Annotated in this window: 15 protein-coding genes; 2 read left to right on the forward strand and 13 right to left on the reverse strand. The window is 73.0% G+C overall.

All coding sequences use genetic code 11. From position 1 onward, the window contains the following. Positions 1-118: 118 nt before the first annotated feature. Positions 119-688: a hypothetical protein gene (locus ACIBH1_RS27950; protein WP_397316911.1), complete on the forward strand. Its 570-nt coding sequence runs from the start codon at positions 119-121 to the stop codon at positions 686-688. Here ACIBH1_RS27950 and ACIBH1_RS27955 read toward each other — a convergent pair. Genes ACIBH1_RS27955 through ACIBH1_RS27995 form a run of 9 tightly spaced genes read right to left on the reverse strand, consistent with a single transcriptional unit; the run spans position 642 to position 7,335 of the window. Then, on the reverse strand, positions 642-1,385 hold the full coding sequence (locus ACIBH1_RS27955; RefSeq protein WP_397316912.1) for an arylmalonate decarboxylase: 744 nt from the start codon (positions 1,383-1,385) through the stop codon (positions 642-644). The genes ACIBH1_RS27950 and ACIBH1_RS27955 overlap by 47 nt on opposite strands. Continuing rightward, positions 1,382-2,077 (reverse strand): SDR family NAD(P)-dependent oxidoreductase, encoded by a 696-nt coding sequence (locus tag ACIBH1_RS27960; RefSeq protein WP_397316913.1) that lies wholly within the window; start codon positions 2,075-2,077, stop codon positions 1,382-1,384. The genes ACIBH1_RS27955 and ACIBH1_RS27960 overlap by 4 nt, the downstream gene beginning before the upstream one ends. Beyond that, complete coding sequence (locus ACIBH1_RS27965; RefSeq protein ID WP_397316914.1) at positions 2,062-2,961, reverse strand: hypothetical protein; 900 nt, start codon at positions 2,959-2,961, stop codon at positions 2,062-2,064. The genes ACIBH1_RS27960 and ACIBH1_RS27965 overlap by 16 nt, the downstream gene beginning before the upstream one ends. Beyond that, positions 2,958-3,644, reverse strand: coding sequence for a hypothetical protein (locus ACIBH1_RS27970; RefSeq protein ID WP_397316915.1), 687 nt, complete (start codon positions 3,642-3,644; stop codon positions 2,958-2,960). The genes ACIBH1_RS27965 and ACIBH1_RS27970 overlap by 4 nt, the downstream gene beginning before the upstream one ends. Beyond that, the gene (locus ACIBH1_RS27975) at positions 3,619-4,755 is read right to left on the reverse strand and encodes a Rieske 2Fe-2S domain-containing protein (protein ID WP_397316916.1); all 1,137 of its coding nucleotides are present in this window, start codon (positions 4,753-4,755) and stop codon (positions 3,619-3,621) included. The genes ACIBH1_RS27970 and ACIBH1_RS27975 overlap by 26 nt, the downstream gene beginning before the upstream one ends. Before the next feature lie 8 nt (positions 4,756-4,763). Next, the gene (locus ACIBH1_RS27980; RefSeq protein ID WP_397316917.1) at positions 4,764-5,657 is read right to left on the reverse strand and encodes an alpha/beta hydrolase family protein; all 894 of its coding nucleotides are present in this window, start codon (positions 5,655-5,657) and stop codon (positions 4,764-4,766) included. After that, complete coding sequence (locus ACIBH1_RS27985; RefSeq protein ID WP_397316918.1) at positions 5,654-6,451, reverse strand: oxidoreductase; 798 nt, start codon at positions 6,449-6,451, stop codon at positions 5,654-5,656. Before ACIBH1_RS27985 ends, ACIBH1_RS27980 begins: the two co-directional genes overlap by 4 nt. Positions 6,452-6,466: 15 nt before the next feature. Continuing rightward, positions 6,467-7,057: a hypothetical protein gene (locus tag ACIBH1_RS27990; protein ID WP_397316919.1), complete on the reverse strand. Its 591-nt coding sequence runs from the start codon at positions 7,055-7,057 to the stop codon at positions 6,467-6,469. Continuing rightward, a complete protein-coding gene (locus tag ACIBH1_RS27995) occupies positions 7,054-7,335 on the reverse strand; it encodes a Dabb family protein (protein WP_397316920.1) in 282 nt (93 codons plus the stop codon). The genes ACIBH1_RS27990 and ACIBH1_RS27995 overlap by 4 nt, the downstream gene beginning before the upstream one ends. A gap of 78 nt (positions 7,336-7,413) precedes the next feature. Between ACIBH1_RS27995 and ACIBH1_RS28000 the strand changes: the two genes are divergently transcribed. Then, a complete protein-coding gene (locus tag ACIBH1_RS28000) occupies positions 7,414-8,949 on the forward strand; it encodes a carbon-nitrogen hydrolase family protein (RefSeq protein ID WP_397316921.1) in 1,536 nt (511 codons plus the stop codon). Here the strand turns inward: ACIBH1_RS28000 and ACIBH1_RS28005 are convergent. The 4 genes from ACIBH1_RS28005 to ACIBH1_RS28020 are packed head-to-tail and all read right to left on the reverse strand — an operon-like array spanning position 8,937 to position 14,177. After that, a complete protein-coding gene (locus tag ACIBH1_RS28005) occupies positions 8,937-10,349 on the reverse strand; it encodes an aldehyde dehydrogenase family protein (RefSeq protein ID WP_397316922.1) in 1,413 nt (470 codons plus the stop codon). The two genes, ACIBH1_RS28000 and ACIBH1_RS28005, sit on opposite strands and share 13 nt — an antisense overlap. Continuing rightward, entirely contained in the window at positions 10,346-11,491 is a 1,146-nt protein-coding gene (locus ACIBH1_RS28010; RefSeq protein ID WP_397316923.1) for an FAD-dependent oxidoreductase, read from the reverse strand. Before ACIBH1_RS28010 ends, ACIBH1_RS28005 begins: the two co-directional genes overlap by 4 nt. After that, a complete protein-coding gene (locus ACIBH1_RS28015) occupies positions 11,488-12,903 on the reverse strand; it encodes an aldehyde dehydrogenase family protein (RefSeq protein ID WP_397316924.1) in 1,416 nt (471 codons plus the stop codon). Before ACIBH1_RS28015 ends, ACIBH1_RS28010 begins: the two co-directional genes overlap by 4 nt. Then, positions 12,900-14,177: an acyl-CoA dehydrogenase family protein gene (locus ACIBH1_RS28020; RefSeq protein ID WP_397316925.1), complete on the reverse strand. Its 1,278-nt coding sequence runs from the start codon at positions 14,175-14,177 to the stop codon at positions 12,900-12,902. The genes ACIBH1_RS28015 and ACIBH1_RS28020 overlap by 4 nt, the downstream gene beginning before the upstream one ends. Between the last annotated feature and the right edge of the window lie 29 nt (positions 14,178-14,206).

Below are 14,206 nucleotides of genomic sequence, written 5' to 3' on the forward strand. Positions count from 1 at the left end.
CATGCGGACGATCCACCGGGGGCGACGCTGCGTCAAGGAGAGGTAACTGTGGCGATTTGGAGCTAGCCAGCCCGGCCGGCCGTTGACCGGTGAAACGTCAGACGATTACGGTGGCGGGGTGATCCGCCTCATGGGCCTCCCCGCCGACCGGTCCTTCCTCATCCCCGGCTCCACCACCCCGGTCGGCCTGGCCGAGCTCGGCGGCGGCGCGATGCTCGTGCGCTTCCCGCCCGGCTGGAGCCGCCCTGAGCGGGGGCACTACCTGGCGGGGGAGGAGTTCGTGCTCCTCGACGGCGAACTGCGCGTGTCGGGGCGACGCTACCGGCCGGGCGACTACGCCTGGCTGCCCGCGCGCACGCCCCGCTTCTCCAGCGCGACCCCGGACGGCGCCCTCGCCGTCGCCTGGTTCGACGCGCCCGCCCGGTGGGCGGCGGGCGAGGGGGAGCCGCCCGCCGAGGGATCGTTGCACGTGACACTGGCCGAGGCCGCCATCCCCGACGGCGGCCTCGTGCTGGGCCGGGCGACCCGGCTCCTCGACCAGCCTCCGGAGGAACCGGGCGAGCTTCTCACCGTCGGCGACTGGCGCTGGGCGCAGCACGATTCCGGCCCGCCGGACGGGGGCCGGATCCTGGTGCGACCCCTCAGTGCTCCCGCAGCAGGCGGCCCGCGCCGTACACCGGGTCGGTGACCCCGCTGTCGCGCAGCGCCATCCACCAGGTGGCCGCGTTGATGGCGATCACCGGCTTGCCCAGCCACCGCTCGGCCTCGTCGGCCAGCCGCACCATCGACAGGTTCGTGCCGCACTGCACCAGCGCGTCGACCTCGGCCGAGTCCACCTCGAGCAGGGCGGCGCGCAACTCGTCCTCGCCCACGTGGGCGATCGACACCGCGGTGGGGCACTTCAGCCCCTTGATCGCGACCACGTCGAAGCCGATCTCGGAGAAGAACCTGACCACGTTCTCGTCGCCGACCGGCTGGTAGGGGGTGACCACGCCGATCCTGCGCGCGCCGTACAGCTTCAGTGCCCGCTCGCAGGCCTCGGCGCCGGTGGCGACCCGCAGGCCGGTGATGGCGTTGATCTGGCTGACGAACTGCCGGTTGCCCTCGACGCCGCCCCAGAACGTCTCGGCGGACATGCCCATCACCATGGAGTCGGGCTCGCAGGTCAGCACCCGCTCGCAGGCCGCACCGATCTCGGCGCGGATCTGCTCCAGCAGGCGCTCCATGCCCTCGTCGCCGTCCATGTTCTGGTCGCGGATGTGGATGCGGCCGAAATGCGCGGTCACCCCCGGGACGGTCATCCGGTAGAAGTCGGGTTCGACGATCGTGTTGGTGGAGGGCGCGATGACGCCCAGCTTGGCCCGCCAGCCGAGCGCGTCGGTCACGGGAGCACCTTCCTCTTGGTGAAGGGGGCGGAGGCGAAGCGGGCCATGACCTTGCGGCGGGTCAGCCACCGAACGTGCGCGCCGTTGGTCCTGCGCTCCACGGCCTGGCGGGCCAGCCACGGGGTGACGGTCTCGACGCGGTCGGCCAGGATGTCGAAGATCTTGCGCGACTGCGGCGTCAGATCCCGCACCAGCAGGTCGGTGACGACCATGCCGGGGCTGAGCAGCCCCACGGAGACGCCCGCGGGCACCTCCTTGGCCAGCGCCCTCGTCAGCGTGGTGAGCGCGCTCTTGGTCGCGCCGTAGACGGAGATGCCCGCGACGGCCCGGCCGTCGCTGCCCAGGCCCTCCATGTTCCACACGTGCCCGCGCCCCTGGGCGGCCATCCCGGCGAGCGCGACCGCGCACCCGTTGATCACGCCCAGCAGGTTGACCGCGACCACCCGCTCGGCCTGCAGCCGGTCGAGCTCCCACAGCGGGAGGCGGTCGTGGGTGATGCCCGCGTTGTTGATCCAGACGTCGACCTGGCCGTGCTCCTTGACGGCCGCGTCCCACGCCGCCTGGACCTGGTCGCGGTCGCTGACGTCGCAGGCGGCGCTGCCGAAGGCGACGACCGTGTGCCCCATCGCGGTGAACTGCTCGGCCAGGCCGCGGCCGATGCCGCGGGTGCCGCCCGTTATGACGATGACCATGTGAGCACCCCGTGAATCACCTCGTCGAGGCGGTTGCCGGCGAAGACCTCGTAGACGACGGCGAGCGAGGATCCGGCGCCCATGCCGGGCGCGGCGTCCATCATGAACTCGCGGCCGTGCACCCTGCGCGCGCCGCCCAGGTGCAGCAGCGGGTAGCTGGCCCTGCCGTACGCCTGCGCGTTGCCCCACACCTGCGGGCCCTCGTAGAACGAGCGGAAGCCGTCGCGCCGCACCTCGGTCGTGTACGGCTCGCCGAGCGTCATCCGGTGCCTGGCGCGCAGCAGGTCGATCGGCTCGACCTCGATGGAGACGTCGAGCGTGCCGCGCGGCTTCTGGTCGGCGCCGTACACCTCGCACACGCCGGTGTACGCGCCCGCCGTCTTGGTCGGCAGGATATACGGCACGGGCCCGTTGGTGGTCTCGGCGGCCAGCCACTCCTCGACCAGGGCGGCGTCGCGGGTGTAGAGGCCGTTGAAGCAGCCCACGATCGCGGGCCCCTGCGACAGCAGCGAGGAGTAGACCTGGGTGTCGCCGATCGTCTGGTTCCAGGTGTTGAGCCCGACCTGCCAGCCGGGCCCGTAGTAGTGGGCGTCCACGAAGCCGCCGTAGGGCTGCCCGCTGCCGTGGAAGTCGGGCCCGGTGTAGAGCCGGTCGGCGTCGGAGTCGACCACGCCGAAGGCGAACGGCGCGCCCAGGCGGAAACGTCCGGCCAGCGGGCCGCCCCCGGTCAGGCCGCCGTCCATGACGTAGGTGGTGGTGCCGTTCTCGAAGATCGACGAGCGGCGGATGTCCTCGTATCCCTGCCAGGTGCCGGTGGCGTCGAACAGGGACGGCCTGCCGACCCATTCGCCCTGGATGCGCTGCTGCCACTGGCTGGGCTTCACCGCAGCAGCTCCCCGCGCACCCGCTCCGCCTGCTCCTCGCCGAGCAGGCGGGTGACCTGCATCCAGACCGGGTCGACGTCGGGCGAGAACAGGTTGGCGCGGTTGGCCAGGTCGCGTTCCGCCAGGTCGCCTCCGACCGCGGGCACGCCGCGGTCGAGCAGGTCGAGCCAGTGGTCGAGGTAGGCGTCGACGGTGGGCCCGAGCTTGGCGAAGGCCTCCTCGCCGGCGCGGCACACCAGCATCCAGGGCGACATCATGGCCCGCTGGCGTGGTCCCACCGCGGCGGGGGACAGGCCGTCGAGCTGCCAGGCCTGCTCCAGGTGCGTGGTCAGCGGCACGAAGCAGGCGTCGAGGTAGGCCAGGTTGACGGCCAGTTCCGCCCGGGGGATCAGGTCGAGGTGCATGGCGTGGTAGTCGGCCGAGGCCACCGCGTCGAGCGTGAAGTGCGGCACGGCGGAGCCGGGGGGCGTGAACACGAAGATCATGTGGCTGTCGAGGCCGATCGGCGCGACCACCAGGCTCACCGTGACGACCTTGACGTCGTCGTTCCGCAGGACGCGCAGGCGTCCCACCGGGTGAGGTGACATCGGTGAGTTCAGCGGCACGTCCTCGGCCACGGCCAGGCCCAGGGCGGCGCTCAGCCGCTCCAGGGTGCGCTCACTCAGCGCTTCCGGCAGGCTCATCTCGTTCTCCTCGGGCCTTGTGCACCCAGGCACGGGCCAGGTCGGGGTTGTCGCGGCGGGCGGGTGAGGCGATCACGGTGGCCTGGCGGCGCGGCACGTCGCCGGTGACGATGTCGTCGCCGTCGACCCACCAGCCCTGGTCGATCAGCTGCTGGCGCCGCCTGCGGTAGGCCACCTGCAGCGCGTCGCTGCGGATGTGGAGCTCGGCGGCCAGGTCGAAGGGGAGCAGTTCCGGCCGCTGCGACTCCACCACGGGCCGGTCCTGCTCGAAGATCTTCTGGATGCGTTTGACGGCGTTGCCGTCGGCCCACTTGCCGGTGAAGAAGTTGCGGTAGCCGACGATCTTCACCAGCGTGCGGTCCTGGGTGAGCGGGATGTTGTAGTCGTAGAGGATCAGGTCGCCGAACGGCAGGCGCACGTGCAGCTTGACGATGTTGGGCAGGTACCAGCCGTTGGTGACGACGACGTGCTCGGGGCGCGGCCGGCGTTTGGCCAGCGCGCCCCACAGGCCCTTGGGCAGCGGCGGGCTGAGCAGGATGTCGGCCTCGGCCTGCCACTCCTTCTGCGCCACCTCGAAGTCGGGGATCTCCGGCTTGTCGGGGTTGCCGAAGGCGGTGCCGTGCACGAACGGGGTGTGCGCGGCGTCGACGACGTTCTCCATCGTGCGCTCGTAGTTGGCCTCGACCGTGGTCTCCCAGTAGACGGCGCGGAAGGCCGGGTCGTCGTGCTCGGGGATGTGCGGGATCGGCGGGCGCTCCTGCTCCGGCAGGTCGCCGAGGAAGGCCCAGACCATGCCGTAGCGCTCCACCACCGGGTAGGCGTCGACCCTGGCCTTCTTCGGGATGCCGCGGCCGGGCGGGTTGGCCGGGATCTTCACGCAGGCGCCGTCGCCTTCGTACTCCCAGCCGTGGTACGGGCAGGTGATGCGGTCGTCGGTGAGCGTGCCCATCGACAGCGCTCCGCCACGGTGCACGCACAGGTCCGACAGGCACGCCACCTGGCCGTCGCGCTTGCGCCAGATCACGAAGTCCTGCCCGAGGCAGGTCACCTTGCGCGGCTGCCGCTGCACGGCGTGGCTGAACTCGACGGCGTACCAGAAGTTCTTCAGCATGGGCTCTCCTACCGGCGTCGCGAGGCACCCGGGAGGGCGTGGGCCTCGCCGTACAGGTGTGTTCGCAGGAACGCCGTGATGAGTTGCGCGATCTCCGAACGTGGTTCGGTCTCTGGCTCCAGGTCCAGGAAGGCCCTGGCCGCCGTCGGGTCGACAGGATCGGCGACGGCGAAGTGGTTGGCGCCCTCGAACAGCGCCAGCACGTGCTGGCCGTCGCGGTCGGTGAGGGCCTCCTCGAACGTGCGGGTCACCGGGTCGGAGGCGTGCTGCCGCTCGCCGTAGCGGTCGGCGCTGCCCATGATCACCCCGTCGCGGGTGCCGCCCGCCAGCAGGACCGGGCAGTCGACCTGCGCGGGCAGGACCGTGCCGGCCGGCCAGCCGAGCATGGTGGCCACCATGGTGTGCGCGCCGTAGGCGAAGACCGCCTTGACCTGCGGGAAGTGCCTGGCCGACTGCAGGACCACCGAGCCGCCCGCCGAATGGCCGCCGAGCGCCACCCTGTCGAGGTCGAGCGCGCCCTTGAGCAGGGGGACGCGCTCCAGCTCCGACAGGATCGAGCCGATCGCCGGGCAGGTCGGGCGCGTGCCGTACCACTCGGGGGTCGCCGCCTCCAGGTCCACGCCGGGCGTCAGCCCGTATTCGCCGCCGAACAGCTCGGCCACCCGGTCGAAGGTCACGCAGACGAACCCCGCCCGCGCGACCTCGGTGGCCAGCCAGCGGTAGGAGTCCTGGCCGACGTTGATGCCCGAGACGAACAGCACGACCGGGTACGGCCCGCCCTCCGGCGCGGCCGTGCCGGTGAGCCTGCCCGGCTCCTGCGCCGGGTAGTAGACCTTCAGGTGAGCGGTGCCGAACGGCGGCTCGCCCCCGGTCTCGGCCGCCCACCACAGCGATCTGATCACGAGGGCCTCGGCAGCGTGCGGTCGCCGCCCCACAGGGCGCGCACCAGCTGGTCGGTGAGCTCCTGGCCGAAGAAGCGCACGCCCATGACGTTGGCCGGGTCGCGCTCGGCGATGTTGCGCCTGATGGCAAGGTCGGTCGCGGCCAGCGCCGGGCGCTCCGCCTCCGGCACCGGCTCGGCCTCCTCCACCCAGCGCAGCCACTGTTCCACCTTCGCACGCGTCACCTGGCGCACCACCTCCAGGTTGGCCTGGGTGCGCGGGAAGGAGTAGCAGTGGGCGGTGGGCGACAGGCTGGCGCGGATGAAACCCGAGCGGCTGGTGAACCAGGTGAAGTCGGGATTCTCCTCGCGGAAGCCGACCCAGGAGGCGTCCTGCCCGGCGTAGTGGCGGTCGTAGTAGTCGCCGTCCTCGACCAGGTTCACCCGCGGCAGGTGGTCGACGTAGAACCAGCCCTCCGGCCACACCAGCAGCGCGATGCCCAGGTGCGGCACCCTGACCTGCGGCCCGAGCCACACCGTCAGGTGCAGGTTGGCGAAGCTGGCCTTCGGGTTGCCCAGCCAGGAGTGGACCATCCAGTCGACCTCGGGCCCGCTGTAGGCCTCCAGGCTGCCGCCGGGACCGTCGGGGCTCCCGTAGCTGTCGAGGCTGCATGGGTCGCGCTCCACCCGGAACCTCGCGTCGATCATGGCCTTGAGTTCGGCCAGGATGCCGCGTAGCTGCTCGAAGGTCTGCGTGACGTCGATGACCGGAGAGTCGTCGAGCATCTGCTCGACGTGCTGAAGCGTCTCCTTCACCCGCGCACCTCTGTTTCATTCATTGAAACGCTGTTTCCTTTCTGCAGCATGTCGCGAAACGGTGGCCGCTGTCCAGAGCCCGGCCAGCATGACGGCCTCGCCCAGGTTGCCCAGGATCGGCACGACCACGCCCGCTCCCGAGGCCACGAGCAGGAACAGCGCCGAGAAGAACAGCCAAGGCGAGCCGTGCCTGCGCCAGGTCGCGACCCCCGCGGCCAGCAGCGCCGCCGTGGTGATCAGGGCCGCCACCGGGGGCGACGACTCGGCGGAGACGTAGCGCAGGGTGCCCGCCCAGGCGCGCGGCTCCAGGCGCAGGTCCGCCAGGGCCACCGTGTCGACGACGATCAGCGCCGCCGCCGCGATCCAGGCGGTACGCACCAGGACGCGGTGGAGCATGGCGACATAGCCGATGAGGAGCGGCGTCAGCACGGCGTGCACGGCGAACCTGACGAAGTTGAGCGATTCGCCCGCGCCCAGGGCGATGATCGCGGAGTCGGCGGCGATCCCCAGCCCGACGACCCCCGGGATCCACGCCTTGCGGGATAACAGCAGCAGGGCGAGCCCGGCCTGGACGCAGGCCAGCGCGCCGTACACCAGCGGCATCACGGCTCGTAGTCCACGACGGCGCGGGCGGCCAGGCGCGGGCGCAGCCAGCCGGCCAGCTCCAGGTGGGCGGGATGCTCCTGGTAGCCGCGCAGCGCCTCGAGCGAGTCGTGGGTGGTCGTCATGCACAGGTCGTAGGAGACGGGGGAGCCGACCACGTCCAGCCCGACGTGGATCGCGGCGATCTGCGGCACCGCGCCTTCCAGCGATTCCAGCAGGTCCTTGGCCGTTGTGGCGTCGGCGGGGTCGGTGAACTTCATCAGGACGACGTGGGTGAGCACCGGGGCCTCCTCTGGACGTTTGTGCCGGAATCCTAAAGAATGGAAACAGGGTTTCACTAGACGTAACATGGAGGCCGCGTGGTCCGGGTCGCAGCAGCCCAGTTCGAGGTCGGCACCGATGGGGCGGCCAACCTCGCGTCCTGCCTCCGCGCGATCGACTCCGCCGCCGCGCGGGGCGCCGCGCTGGTCGTGCTGCCGGAGTTCTGCAATCACCTGTCCTGGTACGAAAGCCGCGAACAGGCCAGGGAGCGGGCGTGCAGGCACGGCGACGCCTTCCTGACGGCGATCGCCCGGCGGGCCGCCGACCACGGGATCCACGTCAAGATCGGCGTGACGCTCGCCCGCGACGACGGCCGCACCACCGGCGCCTCCCTCCTGTACGGCCCCGACGGCACGCTGCTGGCGGAGGCCGACAAGCAGATCCTCATGGGCGCCGAGAACGACCACCTCGACCGGGGCGTGAGCGCCGGGCCGGTCGTGGAGACGGCGGCCGGGCGCCTCGGCCTGTACGCCTGCATGGAGGGCGTCATCAACGAGGTCACCAGGGGGCTCGCGCTGCGGGGGGCCCAGGTGCTGCTCAACAGCCTCAACTCCTTCGCCACCGACGAGGCGTCTCTGCACATCCCGGTGCGCGCCGCCGAGAACAAGGTGTGGGTGGTGGCGGCCAACAAGGTCGGGCCGCTGATCCCCGCCGAACGGCTCGACGCGGTCAGCGCGGGGCTCAAGGTGCCTCCGCAGTGGCTGCACGGGGCGGGCGAGAGCCAGATCGTCGCGCCCGACGGCACCGTGGTCGCCAAGGCGCCCCGCGAGGGCGAGGCGGTCGTGGTGGCCGACATCGACCCCGGCTCGGCCGACGCCGAGCGGGCGCGCCTGTTCGCCACGCGCCGCCCGGAACGATACGGCCCCATCGCCGAGCGCCCCCACGGGCGCCGTGCTCCCGCGGGGGCGGCGTCGGTGCGGGTGGCGGTGGTGCGAGGGGACGCGGCCTCGGTACGGCAGGCGGCACACGAGGGCGCGCGGCTCATCGTGCTGCCCGAGGAGTCACCCGTGTCCGAGGCGGACGCCCGCCACGCCCTGCGCGGCACCGGCGCCCACGTGGTCACCGGCGGCGGGACCCTGGTGGGCGAGGACGGCGTGACGCCGCCCCGTGACCGGCCCTGCCCCGTGTACGAGCTCCCCTGGGGCCGCCTGGCGATCGTCGCGGGCCAGGCCGCCAGGCATCCCGAGGAGTTCCGCCTGGCCGCCCTGGCCGACGCCGACGTGGTCGCCGTGCCCTTCACCCCGCGCGAACCCTGGGAACTGCGCCTCGGCCTGCTGGAACGCTCGGCCGAGAACCGGCTGAACATCGTCGCGGCGGGCGGCGAGGGCCCTGACGGCCAGGCGGGCGCCGTCCTCGGCCTGCCTTCCGACTTCACCCTCTGGACCGCGTGGGAAGGGCCCTTCACCGGCCGCATCAGCCACCCGATCGTGACCGAGGTGAAGAACGGCGACACGATCGTGCACGCCGAGATCTGGCCCGCCCGCGCGGTCAACCGGCACGTGTCACGCGGAACCGACCTGGTCGACGGCCGCCCCTGGTCCCTGTGCGCGGCGCTCGTGGCTCACAGCGGGTAGGCGCCGGGCGCCGATCCGGCACCGCCCGCGCGGAAGGCGGCGGGCGCGTGCACGACGCCGCTCTGCACGTACTCCAGCATGCCCTCCTCGCCGTACTCCCGCCCGTAGCCGCTGCGCTTGACCCCTCCGAAGGGGGCGCGCAGCGACATCCCGGTCCTGTTGTGCGTGTTGACGAACACGAAGCCCGCCTCGACGCGCCCGGCCATCGCGAACGCGCGCTCCTCGTCGGCCGACCAGACCGAGGCGGCCAGGCCGAGCTCGCCCGCGTTCGCCCTGGCCAGGAGCTCCTCCTCGGTGTCGTACACCAGCAGCGGCACCGCGGGGCCGAACTGCTCCTCACGCACCAGCGGCGCGTCCTCCGGCACTCCGGTCACCAGGACGGGGGTCACGAAATATCCGGCGTCGAGGTCGCCGACGGCCCGCCCGAGCCGCAACGCCGTCCCTCCCCGGCTCTCCGCGTCGGCCACCAGCGCCACGATCCGCTCCCGCGCCCCGGCCGAGACGACGGGCCCCATCGTGACGCCCTCCGCCAGCGGATCGCCCACCGCCAGCACCCGCGAGGCCGCCGCCAGGTAGGCCCCGGCGAACTCCTCCGCCCGCGAGCGCGGCACGTAGAGCCGCTTGGCCGCCATGCACACCTGACCGCTCGTGGCGAACGAGGCCATGACCAGGCGCTCGTAGCCCGGCTCCGACAGCTCGAAGTCCGGCAGGAACAACGCCGGGTCGTTGCCGCCCAGCTCCATCACCGACGGGGTCAGCATGCCGCCCGCCGCCGCCGCGATCTGCCGCCCGGCCGCCTCGCCGCCGGTGAAGGCGACCTTGCGGACCAGCGTGTGGCCGACCAGCGCCCGCCCGGCCTCCGCCCCGCCGTGCACCACCTCCACCGCGGGCAGCGCCGCCGCCACCTCGCTCACCGCCATCGGCGCGAGCGGCGAGGGCTTCAGCACCACCGCGTTGCCCGCCACCAGCGCCGGGACGAGCTTGAGCAGCGCCAGGATGACGGGGGCGTTCCAGGGGGTCAGGCACGCCACCACGCCGTACGGCAGGCGTCGCACGAGCAGGCGCCCGGCCGCGTCGTCCACCTCGGCGGGCGCCAGGACGCGGGGCGCCTGATCGCACACCCACCGGGCGTAGGTCAGGGCGAAGCCGATCTCGCCCCGGCAGTCGGGCAACGGCTTGCCGGACTCGCGCGCCAGCAGGACGGCCAGCTCGCCGTGCCGCGCCTCGACGGCGTCGACGGCCGCGCGCAGGGCCCCGATCCGGTCGTCGAGGGGGAGCGCCGCCCACGCGCGCCGGGCGTCCACCGCACGCCGCACGGCGGCGTCGACCGCCTCGGGGGAGGAGACGGGCTTGCGTCCGACGACCTCGGTGAAGCGGGCGGGGTTCTCCCTGACGATCACGGAGTCCCCGCTTCCGTTTCCCTGAGAGAGTCGATCAAGCACGCCCGCAGCAGGTAGGCCCGTGCCTTGCCCGGATCCGCGGCCAGGGCGCGGAGCTCGGCGTGATGAGCCGCGGGGTCGGCCGACCGCATCCGCTCCCAGTTCCCGTGACTGATCGCCCGGACGTGCCCGAGCGCCACCTCCCGCCGCCGCGCCGCCACCCCGCCGACCCCCGCCGGATCGCCGAGCAACGCCCGGGCCATCAGCACGGCGTCGTGGATGCCGCTGTTCATCCCCAGCCCGCCCAAGGGATTGTTGACGTGCGCCGCGTCCCCCGCCAGCAGCACCTGCCCGTGACGGAAACGCGCCGCCACCCGCTGGTGCACCCGATACAGCGAGGCGTGCGCCAGCGCCCAGTCCCGCCCGGGATCGGCCACCGCCCGCAACCGCCCGGGCAGCCGGCCCAGCTCCTCGGCGTCGGCGCTCCCCTCGGGCGTGGGCAGCAGCACCCGCCAGTGGTCGGGTGTGCGCAGCACCACCAGCCACTCCCCGGGATCGAACACGTAGTTGATCGGCTCCAGCCCCGGCAGCAGCGCCGCCACGTCCTCCTCGACCGAGGCGACCAGGAAACGTTCCGGATACGTCAGGCCCTCGAACGCGACGCCCAGGCTCCGCCGGACCGCCGAGTGCGCGCCGTCCGCGCCGATCAGCCACCGCCCCGTGTGGCGCTCGCCCCCGGCCGTCACCACCACGCCGCCCGCGTGCGCCAGCACGTCGGTGACGCGCCGGCCGAACAGCACCCGCCCGCCGTGCCGTACGAGCTCCTCCATCAGGATCGGCGTGAGCTTGCTCTGCTCGCACTGCACACGGAACGGGTACGGCGTGTCGTCGGCGAGCACGCCCAGGTCGAGCACGGCGATCGGCCCCGTCGCCCGGTCGCGATACTGGAAGGTGCGCGCGACCAGCCCCCTGGCCATGAGCGCGTCGAGGACGCCCAGCCCGGCCAGCATCTCCAGCGTCGGCGGGTGGAAGGTCGAGGCGCGCGACTCGGCGGCCAGCCCCGGCCCCGCCTCCAGCACCGTGACCGACGCCCCGCCCCTGGCCAGGGTCAGCGCCGCGGCGAGCCCGACCGGCCCGGCCCCGGCCACGAGCACGTCGCTCATGCCCGGCCCTCGACGCCGACGACACGCGCGCCGGTGAAGAACAGGATGGTCTCGGTGGTCCCCTCCTCGCCCAGCCCGGAAAGCCCCCACGCCGGGCGCGGGGTGAACAGGTGCAGGCTCATCACGCTCGATCCGTTGACCTTGACCTCGCCGGCCCGCACCCGCCGCGCGACCGCCAGGGCCCGCTCCTCGTCGGCGCCGACGACGTAACCCTCCAGCCCGTACGGCGTGGCGTTGGCCAGGCCGACGGCCTCCTCGACGGTGTCGTACGGCACGACCGAGGCGACCGGGCCGAAGATCTCGTCGGCCAGGTCGACGCCGGTGACGAGCGTGGGCGCCAGGAAGTTGCCCTTGTCGGGCATGACGCCGTACGGCACGGCATGGCCGCCCGCGCGGGCGGTCTCGTCGCGCACCCGCTCCCGGTGCCGCGAGTGCACCAGCGGCCCGTATTCGGTGTCCTGCGCGAGCGGATCCCCGGCGCGCAGCGCCCGCAGCCGGTCGCCGGTCGCCTCCACCACCTGCTCCATCAGGGGGCGGGGCACGATGAGCCGTCCGAGCGCGCGGCACCACTGGCCGTTGAGCGTCGTCAGCAGCTCGGTGGCGGCGCGGGCGATCTCCGCCACGTCCGCGTCGGGCAGGGCGACCAGCGGGTTGTTGCCGCCCAGCTCCAGCTGGGCGGGACGCAGGTGGGCGGCGCAGGCCGCGGCCACCGCCCGGCCCCCGGCCAGGCCGCCGGTGAAAGACACGGCGCGGACACGGGGATCGCCGGTCAGCAGCGCCCCGGTGCGGGCGTCGCCGTGCACCAGCTGGAAGACGCCCGGCGGCAGCACCTCGTTCAGCACCTCGGCCAGGAGCTGCGTGCCGTACGGGGCGAACTCGCTGACCTTGAGGACCACCGGGCAGCCGGCGGCCAGGGCGCTGGCCGCCTTGTGCGCCGCCATGGGCGCGGGCGCGTTCCACGGCACCAGGCACAACGCCGGGCCGAGCGGCAGCCGGTGCACCTCGACGCCGTCACGCTCCGACGACAGCAGCCCGGCCCGCAGCTGCGCGGCCGCCAGCGGGAAGGCGCCGTGCACGATGAAGCCGAGCGGGGTCGTCTGGCGGATCGGCACGCCCGTCGCGAACGCCTCCAGCGCCACGATCTCGGCCACCCGCCCGGCCAGCGCGGCGCCCGCGGCGTCGAGCAGCGCGGCACGTTCCTCGACGGAGGTGGCCGCCCAGCCAGGCGCGGCCCGCTCGGCGGCGGCCAGCGCCGCCTCCACGCGGGCGCCGGACGAGCCGAGAGCACGGATGACGGGCTCGCCGGTGGCGGGATTCTCCAGGTCGAAGCCGAGGTCCTCGGTCGCCGCCGCCCACGCGCCGTCGACCAGGTCGGCGGTCGGCCCCAGCACCAGCGGGGTGCGGGCGCTCACGGCCGTTCCGCCGTCGTGAACAACTCGTTCTCCTTGGCCTGCGTCACCATCTGGGCCACCTCCAGCCTCCCGCGCTCGGCGGGGAAGGTCATCACCAGCCCCATGGCCAGGTCACGCAGCGCCCGGCCCACGACGCCGCCCATCATGGCACCGCTCGTCCCCGACGCCTTGAACGCCCCCAGCGCCACCTGGAAGCACGCCTCCGTCACCGACCCCTTGCCCATGCGCCACTGGCGGAAGACCTCCGGCTTGGGCCGCAAGGGAGGCTGCGACGTCTCCAGATCCAGCTGCCGCCGCAACCACAGGTAGGCGGTCTCCAGGTTCACCGACATCTCGCCGATGAGCTGCTGGTGCATGGGGGAGGAGGCGATCGGCCGGCCGGTGTCGGCGAACGTCTTGCGCGTCAGCTGCCCCACGACCTCGTCGAAGACGTTCTGCGCGCAGCCCGTGTACACCGCGGCGATGGCCAGCTGGTTGCCGACGAAACTGCCCCGGCTCATCCGCAGCATCCGCGTGAACGCTCCCGGAATCGTCAGCGCCTCGTCCTGCGGGATGAAGACGCCGTCGAGCCGGATGCCGTTGTTGGCGGTGGCACGCATGCCGAGCCCGTCCCACGCCGCCCTGGTGGAGACCCCGGCAGCGTCACGCGGCACGAAGAAGGTGGCCAGCCCCTCCGCCGTCTCGTGGCCCTCCAGCTTGGCCGTGGTCAGGTAGTAGTCGGCCACCCCCGTCGCGCAGCCGAACGACTTCTCGCCGTCCAGCACCCAGCCGCCGTCCGTACGGCGGGCGGTGGTGGCGATCGTGATGTTGGCTCCCGAGCTCTTGACCGACTCGGAGGCGAAGTTGGCCAGCCACACCCCCGACCCCATCCGGTCCAGCACCTTCGTGGCGAAGGCCCGCACCGGCGGGATCTCCTCCTCGTCGAAGAGCCCGGCCTCGATCGCCTCCAGCGGAAGCAGGCCGCGGGAGGCGCTGGTGTTGTGGAAGAAGTACGCCAGCGCCGTCGACGGGCAGGCGGTGCCCATGGCGAACGTGGCCGCCGCCAGGTCGCGCAACGTCCCGCCCAGGCCGCCGTGCTCCCGCGGCACCACCAGGCCGAGCAGCCCCGCCTCGCGCAGCAGCGCCACGTGCTCGACGGGGAAGTCGCCCTCCGCGTCGGCGCGCTGCGCGGCGGCGCGCAGCGCGGGCAGCACGGATTCGACCCGTTCCGCTCGGGCGCGCTCGTCCTCGCTCATGTCGTCGAGGAGGCGCTCGCCTGTCAACTGGTCAGCCACGGTGGTCCCTTCTTGGTGCAGTGCATCGG

Source organism: Nonomuraea sp. NPDC050663 (assembly GCF_044456985.1).
Classification (GTDB): Bacteria; Actinomycetota; Actinomycetes; order Streptosporangiales; family Streptosporangiaceae; genus Nonomuraea.

Excerpts from the sequence above, each read along its gene's own strand:
- ACIBH1_RS27970 (WP_397316915.1), bottom strand. The coding sequence starts at position 3,644 with ATGAGCCTGCCGGAAGCGCTGAGTGAGCGCACCCTGGAGCGGCTGAGC.
- ACIBH1_RS27960 (WP_397316913.1), bottom strand. The coding sequence starts at position 2,077 with ATGGTCATCGTCATAACGGGCGGCACCCGCGGCATCGGCCGCGGCCTG.
- ACIBH1_RS28010 (WP_397316923.1), bottom strand. The coding sequence starts at position 11,491 with ATGAGCGACGTGCTCGTGGCCGGGGCCGGGCCGGTCGGGCTCGCCGCG.
- ACIBH1_RS27975 (WP_397316916.1), bottom strand. The coding sequence starts at position 4,755 with ATGCTGAAGAACTTCTGGTACGCCGTCGAGTTCAGCCACGCCGTGCAG.